The sequence below is a fragment of the Chelativorans sp. J32 genome (assembly GCF_000518985.1).
GTDB lineage: Bacteria > Pseudomonadota > Alphaproteobacteria > Rhizobiales > Rhizobiaceae > Chelativorans.
Map to the genome: position 1 here is coordinate 144,731 of NZ_JAEQ01000007.1, position 26,911 is coordinate 171,641.

Sequence of the window (26,911 nt, forward strand, 5' to 3'; positions counted from 1 at the left end):
GTTGAACCGACTGCATCGTGCTTTCCGAAACCGGTTCCGATTTTCGGTCCGATGCTGCAGAGAACCTCAAAGAAAAAGCGCCCGGTTATCCGGGCGCTTTTTTGTTGAGCGGGGCTGGCTGCCTTTTGCTCAGGAAGCACCCGGATAGTTCGGGCTCTCGCGCGTAATGGTCACGTCATGGGGGTGGCTTTCGCGAAGCCCGGCGCCGGAAATGCGCACGAAAGTCGCCTTCTCCTGAAACTCCTGGAGATTGTGCGCTCCGACATAGCCCATCGCTGCCCGCAAACCGCCTGTGAGTTGGTGAAGGACGCCGGCCGCAGGACCCTTGTAGGGCACTTGTCCCTCGATGCCCTCCGGCACCAGCTTCAGCGTATCGCGCACCTCCGCCTGGAAGTAGCGGTCGGCCGAGCCGCGTGCCATCGCGCCAACCGAGCCCATGCCGCGATAGGCTTTGAATGAGCGCCCCTGATAAAGGAACACCTCGCCCGGCGTTTCATCCGTGCCTGCGAGAAGGGAGCCGATCATGGCCGCGCTCGCACCGGCCGCGAGCGCCTTTGCGAGATCGCCGGAGAACTTGATGCCGCCGTCGGCGACGACCGAGACACCCTGTTTTTGAGCCGCCTCGACGGCAGACATGATTGCGGCGAGTTGCGGCACGCCGACGCCGGCCACCACACGGGTGGTGCAGATCGAGCCGGGCCCGATGCCGACCTTCACGCCATCCGCGCCCGCATCGATCAGCGCCTTCGTTCCATCCGCGGTGGCAACATTGCCGGCAATGATGCGGACCGCGTTGGAAAGCGTCTTCGCGCGCGTCACGGCATCGAGCACGCGTTGTGAGTGTCCATGAGCCGTATCGATGACCAGAAGGTCCACCCCGGCATCGATCAGTCGCTCCGCCCGCTCGAAACCGTCATCGCCGACGCTCGTCGCCGCGGCCACGCGCAGGCGCCCCTGCGCATCCTTGCAGGCATTCGGATTGAGCTGGGATTTTTCGATATCCTTGACGGTGATCAAGCCCACGCAATTGCCCGCATCGTCTACGACGAGCAGTTTTTCGATCCGATGCTGATGCAACAGGCGCTTTGCTTCTTCCTGGCTTACCCCCTCCTGCACGGTAATCAGCCGGTCATAGGTCATCAGTTCGCGCACGGGCTGCTTCGGGTTCGAAGCGAAGCGAACGTCGCGATTGGTGAGGATGCCAATCAGCTTGCCGACCGTATGGCCGCCCAGTCCACCATTTTCCACCACCGGGATTCCCGAAATACGGTGGGCGTTCATCAGGGAATGAGCGTCGGCGAGCGTTGCGTCCGGCCCGATGGTGACGGGATTTATCACCATGCCGGACTCGAATTTCTTCACCTGCCGCACTTCCTCAGCCTGTTCGGCAGGGGAAAGGTTTCGGTGGATCACCCCGATCCCGCCGGCCTGCGCCATGGCGATGGCGAGGCGCGCTTCCGTGACCGTGTCCATTGCTGCCGAAAGGATCGGGATATTGAGCTCGATGTCGCCCGCAATCCGCGTGCTCACATCGGTCTGGCCAGGCATGACTTCTGAATGACCGGGCTGAAGGAGCACGTCATCAAAGGTGAGCGCTTCCGCGCCGGTGGGAGTCTGGATGATTTTTGCCATGGCCGAATCCTGAAAAATAAAAACAACCGACGCTGGCCGTTGTTTCAAACAACACCGCGCCCGACTCTTTTAACCCTTTGCGGATTGGCAAGGGCTGGTAACACGTCTGTTGGCCGAAGGAAAGATGCAGGCTGGCCCCGCTCGAAATTATCTCACCAGGGATCTATGCCTCTGATGGCATCTCTGTTCTGCTGAACCAGTTGAGGCAGCCCGCGACCACGGGCGAGCCGCTTACGAGCAGTGCGCCGTTTCGGTAAAGCGGCCAGACGCTGGCATCCCGCGGCAACGCGATTGCCCAAAGCTGATCGGATTTGTCCGACCAGATCAACCGTCCGTCTATCTCGGTTACGGCGGAAAGCGCCTGCGCCGGAGACACGCCTGGCCGGAATACGACGAGCACGTTGCCATTGTCGGCCGGCGGCAGTGCCGCCGCCGCGCCGCTTACCAGGGCAAAGACGGAAAGAGCCGCCGAACTGAAGCTGGTGTTGCGTGCGCCAGAGCTTCCGCTGGACCTGAAAAACAAGCCCGCCAGAACGAACACGACGCCGAAAAGGAAGAACCAGAGCAGGTCCCAAAACAACGGAACGGCCGAATCCATTCGTATACGGTGGATCCCGAGCACCCAGTGAGAAAGAATTCCATCAAGAATATGCCAGGCGCCAAATCCTATCAGCGCGTTCCCAAGGATCAGGCGGTTGCCCGGCGGCAGCGAAAATGTGGCTCGGGCGCGCCATAGAAGCCATAGGCCCAGCAACAACAAGACATACATCATCAGATGGAACAGGCCATCGGCAAGGATCTGGAATCGCAGGTCACCAGGCCCGCCGTCGCCGAGCCCGGAAAGAAGATGATGCCACTGCAGGATCTGGTGGAGCAGGATGCCGTCGAAAAAACCGCCTATGGCAAAGCCAAGCAGATAACCCGCCCATCGATACTCGGCCGAAAATTCCCTTCGCCCACCCCCGACTGCGACGCTCATGTCAGCTCCTCTTCCGGTCCAGTGCCGAACAACAAGCGCCCGTCGCAGTTCCCGATTTTGTGAGCCGGGCGAGGAGGCCCCGCCGCTCTTCCCCCTGCACAAGCGGGGACGAAGATGCTAAGGGCACCCTACATATGAAACGGCCGCCGGCCGGGATGTTTCTAAGATTTAGAGATTGCCTTGAACCGCACGCTTCCGTTGGTCCTTGCCGTAGCTCTCTTCATGGAGAACATGGACTCCACCGTTATCGCCACCTCGTTGCCGGCGATTGCGGAGGATATCGGCACCAATCCGGTGACGCTGAAGCTGGCTTTGACCACCTACCTGGTGGCGCTTGCGGTCTTCATTCCGGTCAGCGGCTGGATGGCAGACCGCTTCGGCGCCAAGCGGGTCTTCCGGTTCGCGATCGGGGTTTTCGTGCTCGGCTCCCTGGCCTGCGCTTTTTCCAACTCGCTTCTGGCTTTCGTTCTGGCCCGCTTCCTGCAGGGAATGGGCGGAGCGATGATGACACCGGTTGCACGGCTGGTTTTGGTCCGGGCAACGCCCAGGAACCAACTCATTTCGGCGATGGCATGGTTGAGCGTGCCGGCCCTTGTCGGTCCTGTTTCCGGACCACCTCTTGGTGGCTTCATCACCACATATTTTTCTTGGCACTGGATCTTTCTCATCAATGTGCCGATCGGGCTGGCCGGCATCCTGCTGTCGGGCCGCATTTTGCCCGATTTCGAGCCGGAGCATACAAAGAAGCTTGATTTCACGGGGTTCTTGCTTTCGGGCCTCGCAGCATCGGGCATTGTTTTCGGCCTTTCGGTCATAAGCCTTCCAGCGCTTCCGCCTGTTGTCGGCGTCGTCACGGCGCTCTTCGGCTTCCTTATGGCTGCCCTTTACATTCTTCATGCACGGCGCGCGGCGAATCCGGTCTTGAACCTGCGGCTCTTTTCAAACCACGCTTTTCGCGCCGCCATTGTCGGCGGATCCCTTTTCCGGATCGGCGTCGGCGCAGTTCCCTTCCTGCTGCCGTTAATGTTCCAGCTGCAGTTCGGCTTGACGCCTTTTCAATCCGGCCTGCTCACCTTCGCCTCCGCCCTTGGGGCAATCTCGATGAAATTCGTCGCTACGACGGCTTTGCGGGCTGCCGGCTTCCGTCTCACCCTCATCTTCGCCGCTCTCGCCGGAAGCCTCCTGATCGCCGCCAACGCGCTTTTCGCGCCTTCCACGCCTCATGGCGCGATTTTTGCCGTGCTCCTGGCCGCGGGTTTCCTGCGCTCGCTGTTCTTCACCTCCAACAACGCGCTCGTTTTTGCCGAACTCAGCGATCGTGAAGCGGGGCAGGCGACAGCTATCGCTGCCGCAACGCAGCAGATCAGCATCGCTATGGGCGTAGCCATCGGTGGCGGAATCCTCGAGATCACGGGCTACATAACGGGAGAGCCGCTCGGTCCGCAGGCCTTCGTGAATGCCTATGTCATCGTGGCATTCCTGTCAGCACTGGCTGCCTTCTCCTTCATTCGCCTCCCGGCCGATACCGGAAGCGCGGTATCCGGGCATGGGACAAAGCGAACGGCAGAACAGGAGCAGGCACTTGCGGCGGAGCGGAGCGCTCAGCCTTCTTCCGCCTGACGTCCCTTGAAGCCCTTGGCCAGGATGTAAAGTTCCACCGACTCGTCGCGCGAAGCAGGCGGCTTGACGTGATGCACGGAGCGGAAATTCCGCTTGAGCAGCGACAGGAGCTCGCCTTCCGTACCCCCCTGGAAGGTCTTGGAAAGGAAGTGGCCGCCGGGCTTCAGCACCGAAATGGCGAAATCGGCCGCGGTTTCGCAGAGCTGCATGGTGCGGAGGTGATCCGTCCTGCGGTGTCCTGTCGTGGGCGCGGCCATATCCGACAGCACGACGTCCGGAGGGCCGCCGAGCATCTCGATAAGCCGATCCGGTGCATCGTTGTCGAGGAAGTCCATCTGCAGGAAGGACGCACCCGGAACCGGGTCCATTGGAAGATAATCGATGCCGACGACGGAAGGGTGCGCGGGGTCTGATTTCACCCGCTCGGCGGCGATCTGGCACCATCCGCCGGGAGCGGCGCCGAGATCGATCACCCTCATGGCCGGGGTCAGAATGTGATGCTTATCGTCGATCTCGATCAGCTTATAGGCGGCGCGCGAGCGCATTCCTTCGGCGTTCGCGCGGCGCACATAGGGATCGTTCAGATGTCGTTCGAGCCACCGGCGGGACGAGCTCTTCAAGCCCCGCTTCTTCTTAACCCGCGTCTTCAGGACGCGGGTGCCGGCACCCGCTTTCCGCTCCTTCGTCACGCCGGGTGTTCTCCATTGTTTCGCCGGCGCCGCCACACCCCGTCGCGCGCCATCATTTCGTTGAGCATGCCTTCCCGCAAGCCCCGGTCGGCCACTCGCAGGCGCTCGGCCGGCCAATGGCGGCGGATCGCCTCGAGAATAGCGCAACCGGCAAGGACGAGGTCCGCCCGCTCCGAACCGATACACGGGTTTGCCTTTCGCTCGTCGAAGCTCCAACCCAGGATCGTCTCGATGATGCGGTCGACGCTGGAACGCTCCATCCAGAGCCCGTCCACCTGCCGGCGATCGTAGCGCTTGAGGCCCAGATAGACGCCGGCAAGGGTCGTCACCGTGCCGGATGTGCCCAGGAGATGGAACCGGCCGCTGCCCGCGATATGGGCAAGCCTGCCGCCGCCGTCGAACCGGGCGAGCATCTCCGAGACATGGCAGACCATGGCTTCGAAGATCTCCGGCGTGACGTGGCGGCCGCCGAAACCTTCAGCCAGCGACACAACGCCCGTGGGCAGGGATGTCCAGGACACGATGTGATCAGCCAGTCGGGGGGTGCGATGCCGCGACAGGTCGATCAGCGCGATCTCCGACGAACCGCCGCCGATATCGAACAGGACGACGCCGTCCGTCTCGCGCGAGATGAGCGAGCCGCAGCCGGAGACGGCCAGTCGCGCCTCGGTTCGTCGGTCGATGATCTCCAGTTCCAGGCCCGTCGCCCGGCGGACACGCTCGACGAAATCAGGCCCGTTCTCGGCAGAGCGGCAGGCCTCCGTGGCGATCATGCGCACACCGCGCAATCGCCTTCCGTCGAGCTTCTGCGCGCAGACGGCGAGCGCCTCCACGGCACGCTCCATCGCCGCCTCGCTCAGGCGCCCGTTTGCCGCAAGCCCTTCGCCCAAGCGTACGATGCGGGAGAACGCATCGACGACGCGGAAGCGGCCGGGTCTGCCCGGGGTGGCAATCAGCAGTCGGCAATTATTGGTGCCCAGATCGAGGGCCGCGTAAAGCGATTCGCCCTCACGCGCCCGGGACAGCCGGGCCGTGTAAGCCTTACCGCGGCGGACAAAGTCGGTGGATGCAGGTGGAATATTGGTCGGAAGCTTCGGCGGAAGAGCTCGCTTTTCGGCGCAGGGCTCGGCTTGCCGCACGAACACGCCGCGCTTTCGTCTTCTTCTGCGCCTTCGCTTTGGCTGCGTGAAACCGGCCGGCGCAGAAACCGTAGCCGGCTCCCGTCCGTTGTCCACGCCGCCCCCGGCTGACGCGTGATCGCGAATACGCTCCGCGACCGGTGGCGCGTCACCTTTTCCGTGGTCGTCCACCGTCTATCCTTCCGCGCCGCGCAGCACCGTTGGGCGCGCAGCAGGCGCTCTATATCTTCATGTTGAGAACAGATTAGCAGCCAAGCGACCATCCACCAAGAGCAGACGGAAGCAAATTATTTCGCCCGTGGTGGCCGTGGAAACAGATTCATGTTCGAACGCGCAGGCGAGGGGGGACGAACGGCCAGGAAAAATATGCGCGAGGGGATTTGAAAGCGTTGCCGGGGTTGACTATTAAAAGCGCATGGCTAAATAGCTGTGCTGCTCGGCCTTGCGAGGCCGCTGCTGGGGAATAGGTTAACGGTAGACCCGCGGACTCTGACTCCGTTAGTCCTGGTTCGAATCCAGGTTCCCCAGCCACCCACTTTCCTTAATAAAATCAGCGCATTATCCGGGTTCAAGCGGCAGATTTTCCGCTCTTTCATGTCGCGTTTGTGTTGCAAACCAGTTCCCTTGATTTTCAAGGGTTTTCATCCACACTCGGCAAATCCACGCGACATGGATGCGACATGAGTTGACGCGATTTTACCTCCTGGTGCACTCTGCCGGCGGCCGGGAGGGCAGCATGGCAAACGAAACTAAGATCGGCACGAAACTGAGGGCGTTCTGCGCTAATTGCAAAGGTGAGCGGAATTGCGAGGTAAAAGGTCATCACCGCGAAAGCGGCTCTGACGGCATTTTTGACTGGTGGCGAAATTGGTATCTTCTCGTGTGTTGCGGTTGCGACCACGTGTTTGCTCAGTCGGTGTACTGTGATTCCGAATCGTGCTACCCGGTCGCCGAAGATCAAGACGGCAATATCGAATATCAAGAAGACGAGCTGATTAGGAGTTGGCCGGCTCGCTTCAAGCGAGATCGGCCTGTATGGCTGAACTCGATTGACTATGATGTGGAGCACGAAAGGTCCTCCGACCTTTCTGCATGCCTGCTTCAGGTCTATGAAGCCCTAGACCACGATCTCAACATCTTGGCCGCTATCGGTATAAGGACCGCGTTCGACGTGGCCTCAGAGATACTCGGGGTTGACCCTAACGATCGATTTGAAGCCAAGCTTAAGGAGATGGAGGCGAAAAGCCTGATCAGTCCTTCCCAGAGAGACAATTTCGAGGTTCTCGTCAACGCCGGAAATGCCTCCGCTCACCGCGGGTGGAATCCTACATTCCAAGATCTCGATCCTCTGGTCACTACACTAGAGCACTTCATCAACGACACTTTCGTGGTACCACAGTTGCGGAAAAGGGCGGATGATGCAGTGGCAAAGGTAAAATCGAAAGTGCCGGCCAGGGCGAAAAAGGCACCTTCAAAATTGCCGAAGGTCGTCGCCTAAACCCGATGGCCTGCCTCGGCGCCGTGAAGCTGATAGAGCCGGAGGGATATGCGAAGTCGCATATTCTTCACTTGACATTAACACACACTGCACGACATTAGAGTGTGAAAAGTCGCCCTGCCTGGCCGAACTGTCACCGTATGGTGTGCGTGCTTGGCATTCGTCAAGATAGGCAGGCAGGGCGCATCTAGCTCACTTGAAATCCCAAATATCTTCGATCTTTGGCTCTAGCATCTTGCGCCAGCGGTCAGTGTCATCCCTATTTTCTCGGTATGATCTGGCAATTGCCCCAGTACACATATCGGCAAGCTGTACGAGTCTGTCGCTGCGCGAGTCTGAGAATTTCACAGAGCGGATTGCACCCTTCTCGGTATGCCTGCGCAAGTAGCTTGACAGCTCCTTTTTGAAGATGCGCTCGCCAGAACCGTCTATGATCACCCGGGCATTTTTCAGGAGGCCATTGTCGAACTTCAGCATCGACTTCACAAAGAAGCTGTAGAATGCCTCCTTGTGAGAACGGAGATATCCGCTGTGGATTTTCTCCTTCTCTACAACAATTGCCCTAATGCAAAAATCAAATGGCAATACCGCGTAAAAAAAGGCATCTCGAATATCAGGTCGACATTTACTGAACTTGAATTCGGGTTTAACGCCATAAGTTGCCGCGACAGTATCGATAGCTGACTGTGTCTTAATGGAAACATCAGCATCGCTGAACGCAACCAGAGCAACCACAAATGCCGGCGATGAACCTTTTGAGACTTTGAAACCGGGATCTCCCGACTCATCGATAAATACGAGCATAAGCTGCTAATACCGACGAGGCCTCCCGCGGTCTATCCTGCAGGCATTGCACGCCCGTTATCCACACCAGGCGAGCGAATCGCCATCGTCGCGTGCAATGACAGATTAGCCCCATTTCCTTTTGTTCAGCGGCACGATCCGTTGGCTCAAATTCCAAACACAAATAAGCCCCGCCGGCCGGAGCCAGCGGGGCCTTCATGCAGTTGATGACGGGTCAACTGGACCGCAAACTAGGCGGCTTCAGGAATGTTCCTACGGAGGGACTGGGCGGCTCTGGGCCGCTTCTATTCGCTGTAGGATTTCCCGGGTGACCTTCATATCGGCGGCGAGACCGTTCAACGCTGCCTCTACGGCTCGCATGGCGGTCGCCGCATCAGTAGCTTGCTTCTCAACATTGCTGATGCGCAGCTCGTGATTGTCCAAGGTGCGGGATGCCGTCTCGAGAGCCGTGACGCGCTTGTCCAGCCGCTCGATATCCATGGCATGGTCGCCCTGCCTTGAGGTGATGCGCTCCCAGGCGGCGCCATAGGCGGCAATCGTGCCGATGAACCCGAGCAGGATCACCACGGTATTGAGGTTCCATTCCCATTTCCACGCTGGAGTGCGCATCTGCCGTTCCTCGTGCAAGCCCGCCATCTCATCCCCATTCAAATGTCTTTTGATTGTAAGGTTCCGAGCCGATAGAGTTCGGCCAGCCGTCTCGATCCACCCACTACCAATCGAGATGGTCAGGGCTGGCGCGAAGGTAGCCCCCTCTCGCGCTGGCCCGCTATCTCAGCCCCAGCATCCGCGGCTGGCCCCGAAGGTGTTGTGAGCCGCGACCTGCTCGGCAAAGGGCCGGTCATTCCGGATGATGAAGTCTCGGGTCTGTGCGGCCGGCGAAAGCTGTCGCCAACCGTCGCATTCACTCACAGGTGCCGGCGTCTGACATCCGGCCGCCAAGAGCGGCGCAAAGAGCGACATCGTCCATATTGCGGATCGTCTCATCGGTGGCGTTCCTTTCACGGAGAAGATCGATCGAGCGTTCCAGAGCTTCCCGGCGCTCGGATTGCGCGCCGGCCCGGTAGGCGGCGGTATGGCTCCAGATGAGTGCAGCGGCGATCGCCACGCCGATGCCGACGCGGATCCATGTGCTGAAGGTGAGGCCGAGCATCACAGATCATCCGCCCTTCGTCGGCGCAGGTATTCCGTCGCCAACCCGTTCAGGAACAGAAACCAGGGTGCATAATCCCCAAGTAGAGGAGCAATGAGCGTCGGCTCGACATAGGTGAGCAGGAGGGCAAGAAGGCCGAGAACGGCTTGAATGCGAGCCCATGCGATCGTCTCACTGTCCTTGAAGAAATCTTTCACGCGCTGCCACATGGTCAGCCTCCACAGAAGAAGCCGAAGAGATTGCAGGGAAAGTTCGCGAGCCAAGCGCCGACAGCGGCGAGCGCTGCGAACAGGGCTGCAATCGCCCCTCCCTTGCCCACTGGCGCGGGTTTTGGTTCGGCGGGCGTCTGAGGCTCTGGATAGGGCGACGGCGCTGTGTGCCCTTCCATGGCCATCGCAAGCGCATGAATGCGAACGTCAGAGACACGCCGCGTCCATCCCTTGCCGAAGGTCTCCCAAGTCTCGAGGGCCTCCAGAAACGCCAGCCGCTTGTCGCACAGGGCATTGATCAGTTGGCCTGCATCTGCCCTCTTTGCTGCCGCGATTGTCTGCGGGCCGATGATGCCATCCACCTTCACCAGCAAAAGCGATTGCAGGTATTCTGCTGCCCTCTTCGGGCCGCTGTTCACCGCGAAATCGAACACGGCATAATCAACGCCGGCCGGCAGATCGTCGCCCTTCACCTTGTTCCAGTAGTGGAGCTTGTAGACGGTGGCGACCTGGGCATCCGTGATGCGCTTCAGATCTGCGACCGTGCCGTTGTGCTTCACATATTGCCGGAAGGTCTTGAGTGTGATGCCCTTATTCGTGGCCCCGCCAGGGTCGGACGGATGGTCGGCAAAACCGCCCTCATGCTTCAGGGTGAGCGCAAGTGCCCTCTGGAAGTTGGCTTCCATCGGCTTTCCTTTCAGTTGGCTATCAGTTCAGAAGTCGAGCAGGATCGCCGCGCCGGCGGGCACGGTACGGTCCATGTCAGGTCCTTTTCAGGGGATGGTTTAGATCAGTGTGGATCGGCCCAGACACTTGTTACGGGTGGTGAATGCGAGTAGCAATCAGGACGGCAGTTGATATGCAAACCTTAGAACGTTACGGATAGCCTTATCCGATTGGGGGGAATGACATGCTCGATGCGAAAACCCTGCCCCGTAAGGCCAATTTGGGCTGCGGCTATGACATTCGCCCTGGCTACTTAAATGTGGATCTTTATGAGCGTCACGGTCCCGACCTGGTAGCTGACGTCACCGATCTCCCCATGCTGCCCAGCGGACATTTCGAAGAAATAATCGCCCAAGACGTGTTGGAGCACCTTGAAAGGCACAAGACCGTTCCAACTTTGCAGGAGTGGTCGCGGCTGTTAGCTCCCGAGGGAGTTATTCATATTCGCGTCCCGAGCCTGTTCGATCTCTTCGAGATGTTAGCTTCACCTGATTGGCGTTCGATAGAGCGAACGGAAGAGGTTATTCATCTTCTCTACGGCACACAGGCCTACACCGGAGACTATCATCTGGCGGGCTTTACGCCCGCCATCTTGGTCGAATACCTCCAGCGCGCGGGGCTGCAGCTATGCAGAGGGTCTCTGCTACACGGATGGTTGTACGAGGTGAGCGCGAGAAAGACCAACCAGCTCAGTGACCCCGAGGAGATTGTGCACAATGCTTACTTTCGTGTTCTCCAAAGACCCGCCGACGAAGGCGGCCTCAATCACCTGAGCCTCCAATTGAAACAAGGGAGGATGACCGCGAACGCGGTCGAAGAGGCTCTGAGACAGAGCGACGAGGGCCGCTTTCTGGAGACCCATCCATACTATCTGCGGCGGTATATGCATTCCATACAAAATGAGAAGCCATCACCCGCGTCACAAGATGTAGTCACCAGAATTAAAAGCCGCATAGGCCGCTTCATCTAGGTGTCAAAAGTTCCCATCTACGATCTTTTGGGCTGCCGCCGCCGCATCGTTAACTACCTGGGTAGCGATGCCACCTGCCATATTGTTTCGGATGGCGTAGAAATTCGCGCCTGAGATTGTGGCAGCAAGTGCAGCGATCGAGTTTGACGTACTCATCCTCTGAGCGGTGTTGCCTGTGACTATGGCGTTTTGAACTCCACTTCCGACAGTCACCATGTTTCCACCGTTGCAGTCGGTGAAAAAGTTGTCTGTCACGATATAGCCGACAACATTGCCATTTGCGTAGATGACGTCGCCTACGTTGTTGATGAAATAGTTGCCTCTGATAAAAACCCCGCGAACTATTCCGCTGTTCGAAGTAGCGATATTCACGGCCTTAACCGTGCCTATAATTCCGCTAGCAACATACCCGTTGCTGATGTTGACATTGTAGAGGTGCGATCCTGTCCCGTCAGACAGAAGAATGAAGCCCTCAGTCAGAAAAACATCAAGCTGCCAACCACTATCAAACCAGATGTCACATACGCGGGCGCCGGCCGAGGCGGAAATAACAACGCCTCCTTGATACATGATAGCGGCGTGGTGCCGAATACCGGAAAGAGTTGCAGTCGAGCCGCTTGCTGACATGAAAATAGTGCGGCCGTTTGTTCCCTTTGACACAAATTGGCAGCTGTAGGTATCGAAGTCTCCCGTGAACTCGCCATTCGCAGCCACAACACGAAACGCACTCGCTCCAGCAAGAGTCTCAGACCACCCACCGCAGCGGCTCCACTGCACCAATCGTGCATTCTGCACGTACCAACATTCGTTGAATTGGTAGACATTAATGTCTTCGAAAAGCGCACTTTCTTGAACGCCCCCGTGGAGAGTTGTAGCCCCTGCTCCAATGATGATGCCAACAGCGGAGCCAGTGCCGGCCGTCTCAGGAATGACCCTGAACCCACAGAAATGCCATTCGGAATAGGTCTGATTTGACGGGGCGGCTGCAAACTTGATGACCCCATTGGGCCCCGACCAAGAGGCAAGCGCAACGATGAATGTTCCGCCAGAGCCGCCCTGTCCGCGCCATTTCAGACAGATATCTTGACGTGGCGTAACGACCACCTGGGCCGCGAAAGCGTATGACCCGCCACCGAGAATGACGACGGCCTCATCGCCATCGGATTGGGCCGATGCTTCAATACAGTTCTGCGCTGCTTGGAACTGTGCGTGAACGGGCGTGGTACCATCCTTTACGGCGCCCCACCACTCGGGATGCACCTTCCGGATGCCAACTACTGCCCCTGTGCCGGTGCAGTTGAAAATCTTGTTCGGTTCGGGGTTGGCCTTCGCCAGCTTTCGCCAAATACCAGCGATGACCTGTCCTCGAATCGTGAGTGTTACTCCATTGGCGACATCCAGCTGCCCACCGTTGACGAAAAAGTAGCGCTTCCCGTTCGGCCAAGTCGCCGTCGAGGTGATCGCAACCGGCCGGTCTATGATGATGTCGTCGGCCAGCGCATGGGCCGTATCAAGGGCTGCTTGCGTGTCACCGATTACACTGAGGTGGAGTGGACCAGCGGCCTTAGGCAGAGCAAGCGCCCGATCGCCGATAGAGATCCAATCGATTTCGAGGGTATCGCCGGAAGACTGAGAAAGGTCGATGCGCAGCCGCGTTATGGTGCTGGTGATCCAATCATTCCCGCCCTGAGTCAGATCGGCCATGTCCCATTCAAGCACCTGCCACTCGTTAAAGTTGGAGGGTGCAGCAATGCGCTTCAGATAGGATCCAGAAATTCCGTGGTTGGTGGTGGTGTAATAGATGCTGCCGTCCCAGGTTCCGTTACCCGAAATTCGGCGAACGCGCATCCGGATCTTGCTGAAGAGGGCGCCGGGAATGGCAATTATGGGTGAGCTCAGTTGCGGATCGGCGGCGGTCGATACAAACGTAAGGACCCCGTTCTGGGCTGACAAAGTTCCATTGAGTGCCGTCCACCCCTCGACGGATGTCTCGAATCCCCACTGACGGAATGAACTGAAGGAAATGTCCCCCAATTTCGGCAAGGTGATCGCCCGGTCGGCTACAACGGCGGCAAATGCCTGCCAGGCTGACCCATTCCAAATGCGCATCTCGCTGCTGGTTGTGTTCCAATACAGCTGCCCACTCGATGGGGTTCCTCCGGCGGCCGCAGTAGCGGCGGCATTGTCCGCGAAGGAGCCGAGATATCGCCTCTTCATGTCGTTGAGCAGCGTCTCCATCTGCGCAACGAGGGCGGCGCTCGCTTGGTCGGTGAGCAGCCGGAAACTCGACCCATTATCGAGGAAGAGATACATCCCCCCTGCAACAAGACCGCCAGCCGTAAGTTGATTGCCCGAGCTCGTCAGCAGCGGCTTGCCGTTGATCGTGACCGGTCCTGTATTGGTCTGCTGGATCTGTATCGAAAACAGCGCAAGCCCCGGACCGCTCGGTACGGGAAGGTTCGGAGTGGCGGTGATCGCGTTCGGAGTGCCCCCGGTGACCGTATAGCGGATCAGCAGGTTCGGAAGGTCGATGTCCCCGCCAGCACCGGCGATCAGCGCTATCAGGACCTGCCACCATTCCGAAAGCAGCTGGCGGATCTCAGGCTTGCGCGGGTCCCATTTGCCGGAGGCGGGAATGCCATCGGTCACGAAATCGCGGAACACGTAGTTGGGATCGCGATCAAGGGCCATGCCAAGTTCTCCAAGTGAGATTGCGCCGGCGAGCCGCCAGCGGGATGAGGTTTCGGATTCGTGAGGTTCGTCAGGGTGTGGTGGCGGTGGCGCTCGGGCCCCAGGTGCCCACACGGCCCTTTTCAGTGCGCAGGGCCATCTGGAATTCGTATTGTGTGGTCGCCGCCAGTGTTGGCGTCGTGTAGGTTTCCGCGTCCTGACTGAGCGGGCCGACCGTTGTCCATTCCGTGTCGGCTGTCTTCTTGTAGCGGACCAGGTAGCGGAGCAGGATCGAGGGCGACGGCGAGAACGTCAGTTCGGCAACCGGCCCCGGCAGCAGGTTCACATCCGGCGCGGCGGGAACGGGGATGCTGTCGTCAACCTCGCTTTCGTCCGATTCTGGCGCATCGCCCTCTTCCTGTGCCGGGTCCCACGAATAGGCCGCCTGCGGCATTGATTGGACCTGGATGGTGACCCCTTGGAGGATGTTCCCATCGCCGATTACAAACCGGAAGTCCTGCACCTCGAAGACGCTGTTGATGCCGAATGCAGGATATTGGATGCGGACAAAGCGCTCTCCGAATGCCGCGAGGCCGCGGAGATTGCACTGGAAGTTTGCCACCCAGCTGGGGTTCGCCCGATAAGCCTCCAGCTTCATCAGCCGCCTCGCTTGGCTGTGCGACGGCGCCATGTTGAACTGGACATCCTTCGATATTTCCCCACGATCCAAAACATCGTCGGCGTCGACCCATGGGTCCGCGTCCGTGGCCTGGAAATCCTGCGTTGGATCGAGGAAGGTCGCGCGAATCGTGTTCGCCGTTTCCATGATGTTGCGGCCGCGCCCCAGATCGGAAAAGCCGGTGATAGCGTCGGGCCCGATGATGACGGTCGGCTCCTGCCACTTTCCGATATCAAGCGTCAGGCCTCCATCCGGCGTGGGAACGAGGCGACCATCGCAGGCCGCGAGCATGCGCCCGAGGACATCAGCCGGGCGCTCGTCAAGCTGGTAGGAGCCCCAGAGCCGATAGCGCGGCTCTGTCCCGCCTCCCTTCAATCCTATGGGTTCGTTCGACCTGATATAAGCCTGCTCCCACCCGGCCTGGGCTAGAGGCGTCGTGAAGATGCTATGGGGCAGCCGCATGCCATCGGCATGGCTCATGTAGTCTCGTATGACGGACGCCGCTCGATCGTCCCAGGCGACAACGCCGGTCAAAGGGTTCTGGATAATGGCACCGCGCAGGATAACCCGGTAATTCGTGTTGATGCCGTTCGGAAAGCGCGAGAGATATACGCTATCCTCTGAAGCGAACTGCTTGGCATAGAGGCTGGCAACGCCGTCCCCTCGGTGGGCTGCTGTCCATTCCGGAAATGTCGCTGTGAGCGATCCATAGGCCGTTTCAATCGGCAGCCCACGCCGCGTTTGGATAATGACCTTGTAATCGCCGCCGTCATACCAGGGTTCCTGTTGCACCCCGCCACCGGGTGCCAACGTCACCTGATGGTCATCGATCCAGTATTCTTCGATGCCATCGATTGGGCCTTGGCCAAGCGCCAAGACCTTATGAAAATTGCCGCTTTCTGCCTCCGCGAAAACCCAAGGACCGGAGGTCTTTACCCGCCCGTAGTGCCGCACGCGTGGCGCCGTGGCCTGACGATAGGATTGCTGCACGTCTTCCGGCTTCGGCTGCTTCGGCCTGTACAGCGAGGATGCCAGAGCCGACAGGCCAACCGACAAACCAAGCTGGACAGCGGCACCGAGAAACCCGAGCGCACCGATGCCAACGAGACCGTTGGTGATGATGGCTGGAGCGCCGGCGTAGAAAAGCAGGAGCGCGAGAGACTGAGGCATTAGCGCAGGCTCCAGGCTTTCCACATTGCATCGACCGGCGCGGAGAACATGCCCCGCTCGTCTCGGCCGACCCACATTGCCCCCGAATGGATGGCGGCGCAGAGACGCCCATCATGGATGATCAGGCCAACATCCCCGGCCTGCGGCGTCTTGGTCTTCGGGACGCCGGCGGCGCTCGCCACCCGGTTCACCGCAACAGCCATGCCGCCGGGCTCCGAAAGCCACTGGCGCACATCGCTGTCAGTGAGGAAATCGCGCCCGTAGCGGGACAGGGCGGAATAGCCCTTCACTTGCTGAAACCAGCGATCGACCATGCGGCAGCACGCGCCGGGGTACGCCGGAAGCGCAGCCTCGGCGGCAAGGAATTCCTCGACGGTCACGGTTCAATAATCCGGGTATTTGAAGGATTTGAAGAGAAGGCTTCCGACGAAGGTGAAGAACTTATCGCCGGGCGAGCGCCGCTGCTGGTCGCGATCGGTGTAGCGGCCATAGGGTGGCCGGGACCGGTTGAAGAACGCGTTCTCGGCCTGCATGGAGATGGACTGCACCGCGCCCTCGGTCCCCTGCATTTCCGTACGCGTGATCCGCGGTGGCTGCATGAAGCCCCACCAGATACCGATGGGAGCACCGACCGGCTGCCAGTCATCGGCAAACAGATGGAGGAAGACAGTGACGAGTTGCTGCGTAATGTCGGGCGTTTCCTCAAGGGCCTTGGCGAGGAAATCTGTCGCCTGTCCAGGGAGACCGTTTAGCTGAAATGTCACCGTCTCGGATGTCGTGCCGGGCGAAATGGAAAGCCCGTCGATAGAGGCCGCGCCATAGGCCGGTTTCCAGGTCTGCCCACCGGTCACAAGGTCTGTGTTGCCGTTCCAGATATAGATCGTTTCCGACTTAAACTCGAACTTGGCGAGCAGGTCGATACGGACCTCGCGCTCGGACAAGACCGCGATCTGCTCTGGCGTGAAGAAGGACATCACACGTCCTCAATGAAGTTCACGGTCGGAAACGACCAGCGCCCATAGTCGAGCGGAAGATCCATCTCCCCGTCGCTGGCGAGGCGCATGCGGCATACGGGGAAATCGAATTCCAGCCGTGTCCCGACACTGGCGGCCTCCCGCGCCGGCGGCCGGAAGGTGATTGCGGCAGTGGTTTCGGAGGTGTAGTTCACCGTCCTCACGCGATACAGCCGCCCCTCGATGCTGAAATGCTGCCCCGGCTGGATCATGTCTGCCGACTTGATGGAGATGTTCGCTGTCACGCCGCGCAGAGGAATGGCAGAGGCCAATGTGACATCGATCACGCCGCCCTGATACATCGACCCGTCGCTAAACGGGCTTTGATCCGAGTGGGGCACGGGGTCGTATAGCGCGAGCTCGTCTGCCTCTGCCGGGACCGGCTGATACCAGCGCCAAATTGGAACGAGGATTGAGATCAGCCGTCCTTCAAGCAGGTTGTTGATCGCCCTCCACGCGAGCACCTTCTGATCGTCTACAACGGGGATACCGGCATAGGTCGCCTTCCAAATGCCGGCATCGGACGCCACCACCTGAGATACACCCGAAACGCTCGATGGACCCGCCAACGAACGCGGTGCAATATCGATCATCAATTCGCGCGGGGGGAGCACCCCTAGCGGCCAGAGAAGTGTCGCCATTACAAGCTCCGGGATTGCGCCTGGGCGATCATGTTCGGCATGGACTGCTGGACCTGCTTCACAGCCAATGCCGCGCCCGCCTGGCTGGCTTGGGCACCCATGTCCGTGATCTGGCCTTTGATGATGCCATTATCGTCAACAAACACACCGCGCACGATGACTTCGGCTATGCCGCCGCCCAAATCCTGCCCGGGCTTTGTGATGCTGACCGTTTCATCAGGGGAGGCTCGGAAGGCAACGATCTGACTGTCAATCCCGCCGGCTCCACCTACCTGAAATTGCCCCCCATTGGCAAAGCCAAGGAGGCCGCCGAGGCTGCTGAAAAGGCCGCCCCAAAAGCCGCCTCCTCCGCCTAGACCACGGCCACCGAATAGGGATTGAAACGCCTGGTTCGCAAGCATGTCGGCGAGCTTCGAGAGAACTTCAGAAAGCGCTTGCTTCACACTCTTCGACCCATCGATGACGCCCTTGAAGGCGCTCCCTATCGACTGGCCTATTTCTTGCCCGACATCGCCGAGCTCTCCCATTTTTGCACTAACCTGATCGACAGATTCCGCCGCAGGCTGAACCATATTCGCGTCAAGCAGCCCCATCCATTGGCCGATCTCCGTCACCATGTCGGGGATGAAGGAGTGCCCGACGACCGCGTCATAGAGGTCATAGAACTTGTTCTTGACGGCTTCGACCTTGGAGGTGACGCCATCCCAGATTGAATTCAACCGGCCCGTGATCCATTCCTGAATGCCGGTGACCATGGCTGATACGGCCTCGATCGCTTGATCCTTCATCTGCACGACAGTCGTGCCGAAGGCCTGGATCTTCGCCTTGGCCTCCTCGCCGACCGAGATCAGGAACTCGTTTACCGCTTTCCCCGCAGCCGAGATTTCAGGCCAGAAGGCGATAATCGCGGTGGTGAGCGCAGTTATGCCGGCCACCACCAGAGCGACAGGTGCTCCAACCGCAGCAATGCCGGTCGCGAGAAGGCCGACAGAGAAGACCACCGGTCCAAGGGCCGCAGCCAGCCCCCCGATTATCGTTCCCCACTTCAGAAGCTCTGGGTTCGTCTCAGCGAGAGCATCAACCCATTCGGCCACCTTCGACACGAAGTCGGTAACCATCGTCAGGAGGCCGCTGTCGGCAATGGCTATCTGAAGCGTCTCGAAGGCGCCTGAAAGCTTCTCCAGTTCACCGTTGAAGCCCTTGAGGCGAGCAGCCGCCTGCTCCTCGGCGGACGCCTCGGCGATCTTTGCGCGCATCGCATCGAGACCATCCGCGCCCTGCTGCATCAGCATGATGGCCGTGCGCATCGCATCCACGCCGAAGATGTCCTTCATGGCTGTATTCAAGTCCTGATCGGACAGGCCAGACATCTTTGTGCGCAGTTCATCCGCGATAGCGGCCATACTCTTCATCGAGCCGTCGGCGTTGAAGAACTCGAGTCCAAGCTCGTCCATTGCCGCGGCGGCCGTTTTCGAAGCGGGGACAAGCCGGGTCAGGAAGTTCTTGAAGGACGTGCCGGCATCCGAACCGCTGGCGAACGCGCTCGACGTTGCTGCGATAACGGTGTTGAAGTCCTCGAAGGTCACGCCGAGATTCCCGGCCACGCCGCCAGCCTGGCCGATGGCAAGCCGGTAATCGTCAAAGCCAAACTTCGACTGAAGCAGGACGCCGGTGATGCCGTCGACAAGACCGCCGAGTTCCTTTGCCTCCTTGCCGAAGTTCATCATCACGTCTGTTGCGACATCGGCTGCTGCCGACAGATCGGAACCGCTCGCGGCTGCAAGAGACATGCTGGCGGAAACTGCCCCATCGAGGATCTGGCTTGCTGCGAGGCCGTTCTTCGCCAGCATCTCCATGGCGTCAGCGGATTCGGAAGCCGAGAAGCTGGTATCGGCCCCGAGCTGCACTGCCATGTCGCGCATGGCCTTGATCTCATCGGCCGTCGCCCCGGTCGCTGCCTGCACGCGGTTCATGCTGGCTTCGAAGTTGCCCGCCGTCTTAATCGTGAGGGCACCGAACGCGGTCAACGGGGCCGTGATGGAGGCTGACATGGTTGTGCCGATGCTCTGCATCGACTTGCCGAGCCCCTTCAGCCCTTTCTGCAGGCCGGAAATGCCCTCCCAGAACTGCGCGCTGTCGATCCCGAGATCGACCCTCAGGGCGCCGATAACCGCACTTGCCATGGATTACCTCTTTCGGGAAAGAGCCGCCGTCCATTGCATGGCAATGGCGATTTGCTCTTCAATCGTCTGCCGGCGCTTTGGCTTGTCGGCGCCGTGCAGCATCTCTTTCAATTTCGGTGGTTTCCTCACGCGCCCGATCATCGCAGTATGCCATGCGAGCCACGCCCGCTCGTTGTGCTCGCGCTTCAGGCGGGCTGCTACCCCGGCGAGAATGACGGCGATTTCGCGATAGGTGAGCCGCCAGAAATGCGAAGGCTCTTGCCCTGCTTCGACCCATGACTTCAGGAGGTCGAGCGGCTTTAAGCCTTCGCCTTCGGAGGGCGGCCGGCTTCCTTCCCCTCCGCTTCAGGAAAGGCGAGTTTGAAGGCTTTGCCGATCGCTTCCATACAGGCCGGAACCCCGGCTTCAGTCGCGATCTGTCCGGCCTCTTTCAGGGCGGTCTCATCGTGGTGATCGCGCAGCGCGGCCCACACCAGAGCGCGCACCGTGCTCATGCGCACATTGCCTGGATCATTGAGAGACAGGGCTATCTGCGCCACTGGCTGCCCAAGTAGATCTTCAAGCTCGCACAGTGCATTGACGGAGAACGAAAGAGTATACGCCCGGTCGCCGACCTGAAGAGCGACCGAGCCGCGATGTGGGTTCGCCATGATCAGGTAGCCATCCCCGTGACATAGGAGCCGGTGACCTTGATGGTGACGGTCGCCGTCATCTTGTCATCGGTCGGGGCGGCTGGCTCATAACCGGTCAGCAGGCCCGAGAACGTCCAGGTGACGTTGTTCGGGAATGTGATCCGGCATGTCCGCCTCTCCCGCGCGGTGCGCCAGTCCTGAATGGCAGTGTCACCTGCACCACCTGGGATGAAGTTCATTTCGAAGGAACACTCGCCTGGGTCACGCAGGCCGAGAATGAATTCTCGTGTGGCATCGGGCGATTGCATATGGGTGGCATCGATCACGTCCATCGTGTCGGATGGCGGCGTGATGTCGTAGACCTCCGCGATGTCGGTAAAGACCTCAGGGTCTGCGCCATCGCCTACGGCAAATTTACTGCCATAGCCAATCATGGCTTCGGTTTCGGCCATTTCAGTTCTCCTGTTCAGGCGTGGTGGATGATGAAGTCGAGGGAAGTGCGGAAGCGGTTGTAAACGTCATCATCCTCATCGGTGGTCGGCAGGTCGCGCTCGCCATCGAGGAAGATGCCTTGGATATTGATTGCGCCCTGCTTTCCCCGGCGTCCGGAGAGAGCATTGACGATCGCGCGTGCTGTCCGTTTCGCTTTCGTGTAGGTCAGCGCGTACACATCAATCTGGATCCGCCGCTCCTCATAACCAGAGGGCCCGGCCATTGTGTAATCCGGCAAGCGCGTCACGCTACGCACCAATGCGTATTCGGTAGACACACCTTGTGGCGCACGGCCGGGATAGACCTGCGTGCCGATCTGGCCCGCTACGCCGGCGTCGGCGAGCAGGATTGCAATGATTGCTTCTTCCATGGACTATTTGCCGGCCTTTGCCGCCTTGCGTGCCTGACGCTGTGCCGCCTTGTCGATCTCGGTCCAAAGCAGGTGCTCGATGATGTGGAGCGCCTGCCTTTTTGTCGCGTCCCAGGCCGGTCGCATAAAGGGCTGAGGCGGGTGGCGTTCGTTGCCGAACTCCTGCTGCACGCCGGCGGGATCTGCTGCCCCCACGAAAACCTCTGCACTCGCCCGGTCATCAGCAAAGGTCTTGCGGTGAAGGGCAGCTTGCCGGCGCGTCAGCTTCGTGCCCACATCGATATTTTCCACCAGATGCAACTCGAGCTTCGGCGCTCGGTCGCGTGCGGCCCTTGCGATTGGCTCGCCTGCCTCCTTCAGCACGCGACGCAGAACGCTCTTGCCCGTTGCTTTTGGAAGCTGGCCGAGCGCTCGATCGAGTTCACGCAAGCCCTCGATCTTCACCTTCATCCCGCGCGCCATCAGACAACCTCGAATGTGACCTTGCCGCGCAAGGTCTCCAGAAGAATCTCGCCAGAGTGAGGGTTGATCGAGATATTCCCTTCCGCAGTTCTCCGCGGGTGGATTACGATGCCTTCGACATCATCGGCGGTGATAGCATCTTTCAACAATGCGCCATCTAGATAGACGAGAACCTTGCGGCCATCGCTTGCCAAATCGCACCATGCTTTGTAGCCGGCATCGTCTTTGTCGCAGGAATAGCGCATCAGTCACTGTCCTTCACGGCCGTGATTTCGATGAAGCGGAAGCGACCTTCATTGGCCTCCTTAACGCCGAGGATGTTGAACGTCGCCCCTTCATGGACGAGGCGGTCCTTCGTGGTGACAGTCCGCGTCTCCGTCGAGGAGCGAATAACGAAGCGCGTGGTGAGCGAGGACCCGATTTGACCGGCGGCGAACTTCTCGCCGTCACTCACATCCCTGCGCTTGGCGCGGCATGTAAAGAAATCCGCCCAGGTTTCGATGGGCTCGTTAAACTCATTTGGAACGGAGGTGTACCGCTGGATGGTGATCTTGCGGTCGAGGTCTTGTGCCGTGGTCATCATCGCACCGTCGGGCGCCGCATCATGCAGAGCATGGCGACTATGGGGTTTTTCGGATCGGAAGAGGCGAGGCCGGCGATCAGATCGAGGCGATCCGGATCATAGACTGATTGGACGCCCATGATGATCGCCAGCCGTACCGCTTTCGGCACAGTCTCTTCGGTCCAGTCGTTTTCTCCGAGCACCCGTAAGTAGCGCAGGACAGCTTCTTGAACGCTCTCGATATAGTCCTGAAGCAAGGTGTCGTCGTCACCGCTGTCGATATGCAGCGCTGCTTTGACACTCTCAAGCGAAACAAGACTGGCCATGGTCAATCCGCCTTTGCCGGCACGCCGACGCGTATCGGTTCTTTCAGCCGTGCGGGTGCCTCCAGCGCGTTCTTGCCGTCCCGGCCCCTCTTCACCGCCAGACGCCAGCCTTTGCCGCTGTCGGGCTTCTCTGCCGTCTCCTCCTGCGCAATCCAGAAAGACCCACCGTAGGTGACCCCATCGCCGGCCTGATAGGTGCTGCCGGCCTTGTAGACGCCGCGGTCGAGCACGACAGCCATGGTGTGCCGAAATTCCTTCACCTGATCGCCACGCTGATAGCGCCGAACGATCGTGCGCCCGTCGTCGGCAAGCTCCTCGGTCATGTCATCGAAGCCAAGGCCATCGACACCCGGTTCGCCATCCTTCCCGACCACCTGTCCGATGTCCTTGGTAGAACCGTCTGACATAGTGAGTATCAGGGAACCGTTCCGGTCGATCACTGCGCTCGTGACGCTTACGGCGTCCTTCTGAGCGGGAGCTTCGGCAAGTCTCTTCTCAACCGCTTCGATGCGATTCATTGCCCTGGCGACTGCGGCCTCGGTGAACTCACGGATGACCGGCGCAAGCTCCGCCATCATCGCCTTGATCTCGCGACTGTTCATGCTGTCATCCTGTTTCAGGCCGCCAGGCCGAGTTCCTTGCGGAGGGCCGCCCGCATGAGGAGGCCCTTGTCCTCTTCCTCGATCTCGGGCTCGGGTGGCGGTGCCGGCGGATTGTTCGCGTCCGAAATGAGCTGCTGGTCGCGGGCTGCTATCGCTGCGAGGCTATGGTCCTGCTGCTGCATGTAGATGGTGCTGCCGCCGTCGACCGTTCCCACGCCGATCATGCGGCGCTGCTCATTCAGGGTCTTGATGCCCTTTGCCTTGGCGGCGACCTCGTACTGAGTGGCCGTGTCCATGCGCAGGAGGGCATCGGTGTCGAACTCGGTCCCGATCGTCACGCCGTCCATGCCAAGGCCCTCGTCAAGGCAAAGCTCGATCGCTTCGATGAGCGATTGCAAGCAGCTGCTGTAATACTCGATGTTGAGCGCCTGCACGTTCGTATGCGTCGGGATAGAGCCGAGGCCGATCTTGTACGGCGGCACGTGGTAAACCGAGCAGACGACCTCAGCAGACCATTTCAGCTGATCGATGAGCTGCGAATCGACCGCCTTTGCCATGATCGGATGATAGGAAAGACCACCGCCCACAACCGCGATTTTGCCGCGGTTCTTGCCGCCGAACTGCTCATTGAAGTATGCCTTCAGTTCCTCCGCGTCCTTGTCATCAAGCTCAAGTTCCGACGAGAGCACGCCGCCCGGTTGCGCACCGTTCTGGAAGAAGATCGTGGAGCTGTCCTGAATGGCGAGGCCTTGCATTGCGGCAAGACCGCCCGCGAAAATGGGAGACAGCCCGACAAGCGGATGGAAGAAGCAATTAAACCGGTCGTGGATGATCTCTCGCGCAGGAACGATGATCTGCTCGGGCAGACCTGAGAGACTATCGGTGTTCAGTTGGTAGAACACCTCACCGTTGCTGGCGACGAGCGGGGTAACGAGATCCGGGTCGAGGACGTACAGCCGTTTGACAACGCCCCGGCCGTCGCGCTGCTTCAGAACGTAAGTGTTCCCCTTCTGCAGCTTTGACAGGACCCAGGCCTCGAAGAACTGGATGCGGTTCTGGAAATGGTTCGGCTTGCGCAGGACTGGCGAATAGGCGGGATTCGTCGTCTCCTCCCAAACGTCATTGCCGATGTGCTTCACAAGCTTCGGGCGAAGCTTTGAGATGTCGGAGGCAATGAGTGTCCTGCACGCGAAATCGGCGTGATTGGAGAGAACGCTGTCGTATTTGACCTCGACATTGCGTTGCCACGCTCCGGCGAAACTCTCCAAGATCGTCCAGCCACCGCGCCGCGGGGCGACAGGCGAAAGCGACTTCTCCGCAGTCGGGCGGCGGATTTCGAGACCAAATGGCAGGCGCATAATCAGCCCTTAGCCTTCGCTTCGGCGATTTTCGCCTTCAGGGTTCCCACGTCCCACTTATGAAATGGGCGCTTGCCGACGACCTTCTGGTATTCGGCGCGCAGTGCCGTGATGTCTTCGGTTGGCTCCTGGGGGCGGGCCTGCATGTCGCGGCTCCCATAGCCCAGCTTACCCAAGATACGCGCGAAGCGGGGATCTCGCGCCCGGAGTGCGCGTGTCATGTAGGACTGCGATTTCATGGGCTCTCTCCAAAGGAGTGCCGGCCGCAAGTTCTGCGGCCGACAGTTTCAGATCAGGCGATCAGGCGCCTTCGGGTGGCGGAGGTGCATTCCACGCAAGATTGTTGACCCAGGCGGCGGCAGAGGGCCGGCGCCGCGCCCAGCTGATGGTGCGCTCGGCGCGGAATGCCACGCTGTTCGTCTGGAACATCGACACAAGCTCGACAGGGGTGGGCGTGTCCGAATCGTGCGTCGGCGCGCTGTCCATCTCAAGAGAGGCCTCAGTCGACATCGCGATTTCGATCCCGCCCTCGTCGCCGTAGTGGATGTCTTCCGCGTTCACGAGGGCGAGGTAATTGCCCACGTAGTTGGAGACGATGACGGGCAGGTCGAAGAACGTTCCGCCTTGAAGCGACACGCCGGGGAATTCACGCTGACCAAGCGGATTGAGCATCCCCATGATCTTGAGCGCGGTGAGGCCCGATATGACCCACACGCCGGAAGTGAGCGGGTTATTCGCCGTAACGAACGCCGCCATGATGGCCTGGGCGTCCTCTCGGATGCCATCCGCGCCCCCCGCCGTGCTCGCCGCGATCGGCGCGACGCCGTTGAGGATCGAACCGGGGCGCACACCCGGGATGGCCGCAACAGCCGGATCAAGGAATGTGAGATCCAGGCGCTTGGTGATTGCCTTCGCCAGCGCGTTGCGGATCAACACGTCCGACGAGGGGGAGCTATCGCGGATAAGCTCCATAGTCTGAACCGCGATGGTTGCGACCTTGAGCGGGTCCAGAGTGGTGCGCCCGTAAGTAGTGCGGGTAAGCGGCTTGGCCTTGGCTTCACCAACCCACTGCGCATCCGCCTCGCTGATCTCGCCAATGATGGGAGTGCGGAAGGGGATTTTCGACAACGCCGGAATGGTGCCTGTCCCGAAGCGGCCAATGATCGTCATCGGCGTCAGGAACTCGACAAAATCCGCGAACCCGCCGATGTTCCCGACGAGCTCGCTTGTGTTGCCGGTCGTCATTGCCGACACCGCCGCCTTGGCAATGTCAACGAAATCGGGGTCTGCGGCGCCGTAAAGGGTCTCTGCCACGTCAGCGATGCGCTGATTTGTCTTCGTCGCGATGGCAAGGCACTTGGCATAGCGAGCGAAGCGAATGCCTTTGTCAGGCTCGTTCGCCTTCAAGGAAAGGCCGTTCCGTAGTGCAGTGCCCATGCCGGCCGTCTTGATCTGGTTGGCGACCACCGGCTTGGCAGTGGCGGCCTGGGCCTTCTCCAGAGACCGGAGCCGCTTGAGGTCGCCGTCGATCGCTTCGACTTCCTGCTCAAGGGTATCGAATTCTTCCTGTTCGGCCTCATCGGTCGAGCGGCCTTCGTCTATGGACTTCTGCATGACTTCGGCCATGCGCGCGGCCTTGGCCTGCCGGGATGCCTCCAGCGCCGCGATTTGCTCAGCAATGGTCTTCATTGCCGTTCCTTTCTTCGGATTAAGAGTGACATGGTTGATGGTTTTCCCCGCAGCGCCGGGGTCGGGCTTCGTCGGACGCTCAATTTCGCCAGTCGCGGCCGGAGCGTTCGTGTCGAAGGACTTGATGAGCGCGACACCTGCCGCGTCCATATTCTTGATGCTCGTCATCAGGGCCTCGGGCTGTGCCGGGATGGTGACGGCGGAGAGTTCGTAGACTTCCGTCTTGATGAAGCGGATGCCGCCTTCATCGAGGAAGGCGTACTCAAGGGCACGGAAGCCGATCGACACGGCGCGCACCAGACCGATCTTGATCGATTGCCAAGCTTCCTCAATGCGATCGCGCAAGGTGCCAGGCTCCGAGATCGTCGGTATCTCCGCCTCGAATGTGATGCCGTCCTTGGTCGGCTTATCGAACTTCACCGTTCCGATCGGCTGTTTGTGATCGTGCTGCCACAAGAACGGCATCGGGTTCGTAAACTTGACGCCCAGCGGCTCCACGATGTCGCCAACTCGATCAACGGCAGGCGTCGTCGCGACACCGCGGATGATGCGCTTCTCCTCATCGACAGACTTGATCGTGAGCGACGAGTATGCGCGGCGCGCCACTGTCATGACGACCTCCTTAGTTTTCGATTTTCGGGCT

General features: G+C 59.9%; 29 protein-coding genes and 1 tRNA gene. 4 read left to right on the plus strand and 26 right to left on the minus strand.

The window, feature by feature from the left end; genetic code table 11:
* Positions 1 to 129: 129 nt before the first annotated feature.
* On the minus strand, positions 130 to 1,632 hold the full coding sequence (guaB, locus tag CHEJ32_RS0111975; protein WP_028034092.1) for an IMP dehydrogenase: 1,503 nt from the start codon (positions 1,630 to 1,632) through the stop codon (positions 130 to 132).
* Between the two features lie 163 nt (positions 1,633 to 1,795).
* Positions 1,796 to 2,611: a DUF2243 domain-containing protein gene (locus CHEJ32_RS0111980; RefSeq protein ID WP_028034093.1), complete on the minus strand. Its 816-nt coding sequence runs from the start codon at positions 2,609 to 2,611 to the stop codon at positions 1,796 to 1,798.
* 180 nt (positions 2,612 to 2,791) lie between these two features.
* Here CHEJ32_RS0111980 and CHEJ32_RS0111985 point away from each other — a divergent pair, with 180 nt between their 5' ends.
* Positions 2,792 to 4,231 (plus strand): DHA2 family efflux MFS transporter permease subunit, encoded by a 1,440-nt coding sequence (locus CHEJ32_RS0111985; protein WP_028034094.1) that lies wholly within the window; start codon positions 2,792 to 2,794, stop codon positions 4,229 to 4,231.
* Here the strand turns inward: CHEJ32_RS0111985 and CHEJ32_RS0111990 are convergent.
* A complete protein-coding gene (locus CHEJ32_RS0111990) occupies positions 4,213 to 4,920 on the minus strand; it encodes an RlmE family RNA methyltransferase (RefSeq protein WP_028034095.1) in 708 nt (235 codons plus the stop codon). The two genes, CHEJ32_RS0111985 and CHEJ32_RS0111990, sit on opposite strands and share 19 nt — an antisense overlap.
* Positions 4,917 to 6,230: a Ppx/GppA phosphatase family protein gene (locus CHEJ32_RS24565; RefSeq protein WP_034658293.1), complete on the minus strand. Its 1,314-nt coding sequence runs from the start codon at positions 6,228 to 6,230 to the stop codon at positions 4,917 to 4,919. The genes CHEJ32_RS0111990 and CHEJ32_RS24565 overlap by 4 nt, the downstream gene beginning before the upstream one ends.
* Before the next feature lie 286 nt (positions 6,231 to 6,516).
* Here CHEJ32_RS24565 and CHEJ32_RS0112000 point away from each other — a divergent pair.
* Both CHEJ32_RS0112000 and CHEJ32_RS0112005 read left to right on the plus strand, forming a co-directional pair.
* Positions 6,517 to 6,590, plus strand: a tRNA-Gln gene (locus CHEJ32_RS0112000).
* 205 nt (positions 6,591 to 6,795) lie between these two features.
* The gene (locus CHEJ32_RS0112005) at positions 6,796 to 7,557 is read left to right on the plus strand and encodes a DUF4145 domain-containing protein (protein WP_028034096.1); all 762 of its coding nucleotides are present in this window, start codon (positions 6,796 to 6,798) and stop codon (positions 7,555 to 7,557) included.
* 192 nt (positions 7,558 to 7,749) lie between these two features.
* On the opposite strand, the gene CHEJ32_RS24570 is transcribed toward CHEJ32_RS0112005, so the two are convergent.
* The 5 genes from CHEJ32_RS24570 to CHEJ32_RS0112030 form a co-directional block, all read right to left on the minus strand.
* Entirely contained in the window at positions 7,750 to 8,361 is a 612-nt protein-coding gene (locus CHEJ32_RS24570) for a DUF3800 domain-containing protein (RefSeq protein ID WP_051469623.1), read from the minus strand.
* A gap of 252 nt (positions 8,362 to 8,613) precedes the next feature.
* Positions 8,614 to 8,970 carry a hypothetical protein gene (locus tag CHEJ32_RS0112015; RefSeq protein WP_245261072.1) on the minus strand — a complete coding sequence of 119 codons (357 nt, stop codon included), beginning with the start codon at positions 8,968 to 8,970 and terminating at the stop codon, positions 8,614 to 8,616.
* A gap of 295 nt (positions 8,971 to 9,265) precedes the next feature.
* Positions 9,266 to 9,514, minus strand: a complete 249-nt coding sequence (locus CHEJ32_RS27135) for a hypothetical protein (RefSeq protein WP_034658294.1) — start codon at positions 9,512 to 9,514, stop codon at positions 9,266 to 9,268.
* Positions 9,514 to 9,723 (minus strand): hypothetical protein, encoded by a 210-nt coding sequence (locus CHEJ32_RS0112025; protein ID WP_028034098.1) that lies wholly within the window; start codon positions 9,721 to 9,723, stop codon positions 9,514 to 9,516. Before CHEJ32_RS0112025 ends, CHEJ32_RS27135 begins: the two co-directional genes overlap by 1 nt.
* Positions 9,724 to 9,725: 2 nt before the next feature.
* Entirely contained in the window at positions 9,726 to 10,409 is a 684-nt protein-coding gene (locus CHEJ32_RS0112030; protein WP_028034099.1) for a glycoside hydrolase family 108 protein, read from the minus strand.
* Between the two features lie 224 nt (positions 10,410 to 10,633).
* Between CHEJ32_RS0112030 and CHEJ32_RS26245 the strand changes: the two genes are divergently transcribed.
* The gene (locus CHEJ32_RS26245) at positions 10,634 to 11,419 is read left to right on the plus strand and encodes a methyltransferase domain-containing protein (RefSeq protein WP_051469624.1); all 786 of its coding nucleotides are present in this window, start codon (positions 10,634 to 10,636) and stop codon (positions 11,417 to 11,419) included.
* 3 nt (positions 11,420 to 11,422) lie between these two features.
* Here the strand turns inward: CHEJ32_RS26245 and CHEJ32_RS0112040 are convergent, their stop codons facing one another.
* From CHEJ32_RS0112040 to CHEJ32_RS0112125, 17 genes are all read right to left on the minus strand, one after another.
* Positions 11,423 to 14,110 (minus strand): hypothetical protein, encoded by a 2,688-nt coding sequence (locus CHEJ32_RS0112040; protein ID WP_028034100.1) that lies wholly within the window; start codon positions 14,108 to 14,110, stop codon positions 11,423 to 11,425.
* Between the two features lie 70 nt (positions 14,111 to 14,180).
* Positions 14,181 to 15,938 (minus strand): fibronectin type III domain-containing protein, encoded by a 1,758-nt coding sequence (locus tag CHEJ32_RS27140; RefSeq protein ID WP_156936682.1) that lies wholly within the window; start codon positions 15,936 to 15,938, stop codon positions 14,181 to 14,183.
* Entirely contained in the window at positions 15,938 to 16,318 is a 381-nt protein-coding gene (locus CHEJ32_RS0112050) for a hypothetical protein (protein WP_028034101.1), read from the minus strand. The genes CHEJ32_RS27140 and CHEJ32_RS0112050 overlap by 1 nt, the downstream gene beginning before the upstream one ends.
* 3 nt (positions 16,319 to 16,321) lie before the next feature.
* On the minus strand, positions 16,322 to 16,912 hold the full coding sequence (locus CHEJ32_RS0112055; protein WP_245261073.1) for a hypothetical protein: 591 nt from the start codon (positions 16,910 to 16,912) through the stop codon (positions 16,322 to 16,324).
* Entirely contained in the window at positions 16,912 to 17,592 is a 681-nt protein-coding gene (locus CHEJ32_RS0112060; RefSeq protein WP_028034103.1) for a hypothetical protein, read from the minus strand. The genes CHEJ32_RS0112055 and CHEJ32_RS0112060 overlap by 1 nt, the downstream gene beginning before the upstream one ends.
* Positions 17,592 to 19,775, minus strand: coding sequence for a phage tail tape measure protein (locus CHEJ32_RS0112065; protein WP_028034104.1), 2,184 nt, complete (start codon positions 19,773 to 19,775; stop codon positions 17,592 to 17,594). The genes CHEJ32_RS0112060 and CHEJ32_RS0112065 overlap by 1 nt, the downstream gene beginning before the upstream one ends.
* Before the next feature lie 299 nt (positions 19,776 to 20,074).
* Positions 20,075 to 20,425 (minus strand): GTA-gp10 family protein, encoded by a 351-nt coding sequence (locus tag CHEJ32_RS24590; protein WP_051469625.1) that lies wholly within the window; start codon positions 20,423 to 20,425, stop codon positions 20,075 to 20,077.
* 2 nt (positions 20,426 to 20,427) lie between these two features.
* A complete protein-coding gene (locus CHEJ32_RS0112080; protein WP_028034106.1) occupies positions 20,428 to 20,859 on the minus strand; it encodes a phage tail tube protein in 432 nt (143 codons plus the stop codon).
* 14 nt (positions 20,860 to 20,873) lie between these two features.
* Positions 20,874 to 21,269 (minus strand): DUF3168 domain-containing protein, encoded by a 396-nt coding sequence (locus tag CHEJ32_RS0112085; protein WP_028034107.1) that lies wholly within the window; start codon positions 21,267 to 21,269, stop codon positions 20,874 to 20,876.
* A gap of 3 nt (positions 21,270 to 21,272) precedes the next feature.
* On the minus strand, positions 21,273 to 21,731 hold the full coding sequence (locus CHEJ32_RS0112090; protein ID WP_034658295.1) for an HK97-gp10 family putative phage morphogenesis protein: 459 nt from the start codon (positions 21,729 to 21,731) through the stop codon (positions 21,273 to 21,275).
* Positions 21,731 to 21,976, minus strand: coding sequence for a hypothetical protein (locus CHEJ32_RS0112095; RefSeq protein ID WP_028034109.1), 246 nt, complete (start codon positions 21,974 to 21,976; stop codon positions 21,731 to 21,733). Before CHEJ32_RS0112095 ends, CHEJ32_RS0112090 begins: the two co-directional genes overlap by 1 nt.
* Complete coding sequence (locus tag CHEJ32_RS0112100; RefSeq protein WP_051469635.1) at positions 21,976 to 22,311, minus strand: phage head closure protein; 336 nt, start codon at positions 22,309 to 22,311, stop codon at positions 21,976 to 21,978. The genes CHEJ32_RS0112095 and CHEJ32_RS0112100 overlap by 1 nt, the downstream gene beginning before the upstream one ends.
* Positions 22,311 to 22,619 carry a head-tail connector protein gene (locus tag CHEJ32_RS24595; RefSeq protein ID WP_051469626.1) on the minus strand — a complete coding sequence of 103 codons (309 nt, stop codon included), beginning with the start codon at positions 22,617 to 22,619 and terminating at the stop codon, positions 22,311 to 22,313. The genes CHEJ32_RS0112100 and CHEJ32_RS24595 overlap by 1 nt, the downstream gene beginning before the upstream one ends.
* Before the next feature lie 2 nt (positions 22,620 to 22,621).
* The gene (locus tag CHEJ32_RS27400; RefSeq protein WP_051469627.1) at positions 22,622 to 23,221 is read right to left on the minus strand and encodes a hypothetical protein; all 600 of its coding nucleotides are present in this window, start codon (positions 23,219 to 23,221) and stop codon (positions 22,622 to 22,624) included.
* A 14-nt stretch (positions 23,222 to 23,235) separates the two neighbouring features.
* Positions 23,236 to 24,579, minus strand: a complete 1,344-nt coding sequence (locus CHEJ32_RS0112115; RefSeq protein WP_028034111.1) for a phage portal protein — start codon at positions 24,577 to 24,579, stop codon at positions 23,236 to 23,238.
* A 2-nt stretch (positions 24,580 to 24,581) separates the two neighbouring features.
* Positions 24,582 to 24,818 carry a hypothetical protein gene (locus tag CHEJ32_RS0112120; protein ID WP_028034112.1) on the minus strand — a complete coding sequence of 79 codons (237 nt, stop codon included), beginning with the start codon at positions 24,816 to 24,818 and terminating at the stop codon, positions 24,582 to 24,584.
* A gap of 61 nt (positions 24,819 to 24,879) precedes the next feature.
* Positions 24,880 to 26,880, minus strand: a complete 2,001-nt coding sequence (locus CHEJ32_RS0112125) for a phage major capsid protein (RefSeq protein ID WP_028034113.1) — start codon at positions 26,878 to 26,880, stop codon at positions 24,880 to 24,882.
* Positions 26,881 to 26,911: the final 31 nt, after the last annotated feature.

What these genes read in the sequence shown, in the direction of transcription:
- guaB (WP_028034092.1), bottom strand. Translation starts at nt 1,632, where the DNA reads ATGGCAAAAATCATCCAGACTCCCACCGGCGCGGAAGCGCTCACCTTT.
- CHEJ32_RS0111980 (WP_028034093.1), bottom strand. Translation starts at nt 2,611, where the DNA reads ATGAGCGTCGCAGTCGGGGGTGGGCGAAGGGAATTTTCGGCCGAGTAT.
- CHEJ32_RS0112005 (WP_028034096.1), top strand. Translation starts at nt 6,796, where the DNA reads ATGGCAAACGAAACTAAGATCGGCACGAAACTGAGGGCGTTCTGCGCT.
- CHEJ32_RS24570 (WP_051469623.1), bottom strand. Translation starts at nt 8,361, where the DNA reads ATGCTCGTATTTATCGATGAGTCGGGAGATCCCGGTTTCAAAGTCTCA.
- CHEJ32_RS0112015 (WP_245261072.1), bottom strand. Translation starts at nt 8,970, where the DNA reads ATGCGCACTCCAGCGTGGAAATGGGAATGGAACCTCAATACCGTGGTG.
- CHEJ32_RS27135 (WP_034658294.1), bottom strand. Translation starts at nt 9,514, where the DNA reads ATGCTCGGCCTCACCTTCAGCACATGGATCCGCGTCGGCATCGGCGTG.
- CHEJ32_RS0112025 (WP_028034098.1), bottom strand. Translation starts at nt 9,723, where the DNA reads ATGTGGCAGCGCGTGAAAGATTTCTTCAAGGACAGTGAGACGATCGCA.
- CHEJ32_RS0112030 (WP_028034099.1), bottom strand. Translation starts at nt 10,409, where the DNA reads ATGGAAGCCAACTTCCAGAGGGCACTTGCGCTCACCCTGAAGCATGAG.
- CHEJ32_RS26245 (WP_051469624.1), top strand. Translation starts at nt 10,634, where the DNA reads ATGCTCGATGCGAAAACCCTGCCCCGTAAGGCCAATTTGGGCTGCGGC.
- CHEJ32_RS0112040 (WP_028034100.1), bottom strand. Translation starts at nt 14,110, where the DNA reads ATGGCCCTTGATCGCGATCCCAACTACGTGTTCCGCGATTTCGTGACC.
- CHEJ32_RS27140 (WP_156936682.1), bottom strand. Translation starts at nt 15,938, where the DNA reads ATGCCTCAGTCTCTCGCGCTCCTGCTTTTCTACGCCGGCGCTCCAGCC.
- CHEJ32_RS0112055 (WP_245261073.1), bottom strand. Translation starts at nt 16,912, where the DNA reads ATGTCCTTCTTCACGCCAGAGCAGATCGCGGTCTTGTCCGAGCGCGAG.
- CHEJ32_RS0112060 (WP_028034103.1), bottom strand. Translation starts at nt 17,592, where the DNA reads ATGGCGACACTTCTCTGGCCGCTAGGGGTGCTCCCCCCGCGCGAATTG.
- CHEJ32_RS0112065 (WP_028034104.1), bottom strand. Translation starts at nt 19,775, where the DNA reads ATGGCAAGTGCGGTTATCGGCGCCCTGAGGGTCGATCTCGGGATCGAC.
- CHEJ32_RS24590 (WP_051469625.1), bottom strand. Translation starts at nt 20,425, where the DNA reads ATGGCGAACCCACATCGCGGCTCGGTCGCTCTTCAGGTCGGCGACCGG.
- CHEJ32_RS0112080 (WP_028034106.1), bottom strand. Translation starts at nt 20,859, where the DNA reads ATGGCCGAAACCGAAGCCATGATTGGCTATGGCAGTAAATTTGCCGTA.
- CHEJ32_RS0112085 (WP_028034107.1), bottom strand. Translation starts at nt 21,269, where the DNA reads ATGGAAGAAGCAATCATTGCAATCCTGCTCGCCGACGCCGGCGTAGCG.
- CHEJ32_RS0112090 (WP_034658295.1), bottom strand. Translation starts at nt 21,731, where the DNA reads ATGGCGCGCGGGATGAAGGTGAAGATCGAGGGCTTGCGTGAACTCGAT.
- CHEJ32_RS0112095 (WP_028034109.1), bottom strand. Translation starts at nt 21,976, where the DNA reads ATGCGCTATTCCTGCGACAAAGACGATGCCGGCTACAAAGCATGGTGC.
- CHEJ32_RS0112100 (WP_051469635.1), bottom strand. Translation starts at nt 22,311, where the DNA reads ATGACCACGGCACAAGACCTCGACCGCAAGATCACCATCCAGCGGTAC.
- CHEJ32_RS24595 (WP_051469626.1), bottom strand. Translation starts at nt 22,619, where the DNA reads ATGGCCAGTCTTGTTTCGCTTGAGAGTGTCAAAGCAGCGCTGCATATC.
- CHEJ32_RS27400 (WP_051469627.1), bottom strand. Translation starts at nt 23,221, where the DNA reads ATGAACAGTCGCGAGATCAAGGCGATGATGGCGGAGCTTGCGCCGGTC.
- CHEJ32_RS0112115 (WP_028034111.1), bottom strand. Translation starts at nt 24,579, where the DNA reads ATGCGCCTGCCATTTGGTCTCGAAATCCGCCGCCCGACTGCGGAGAAG.
- CHEJ32_RS0112120 (WP_028034112.1), bottom strand. Translation starts at nt 24,818, where the DNA reads ATGAAATCGCAGTCCTACATGACACGCGCACTCCGGGCGCGAGATCCC.
- CHEJ32_RS0112125 (WP_028034113.1), bottom strand. Translation starts at nt 26,880, where the DNA reads ATGACAGTGGCGCGCCGCGCATACTCGTCGCTCACGATCAAGTCTGTC.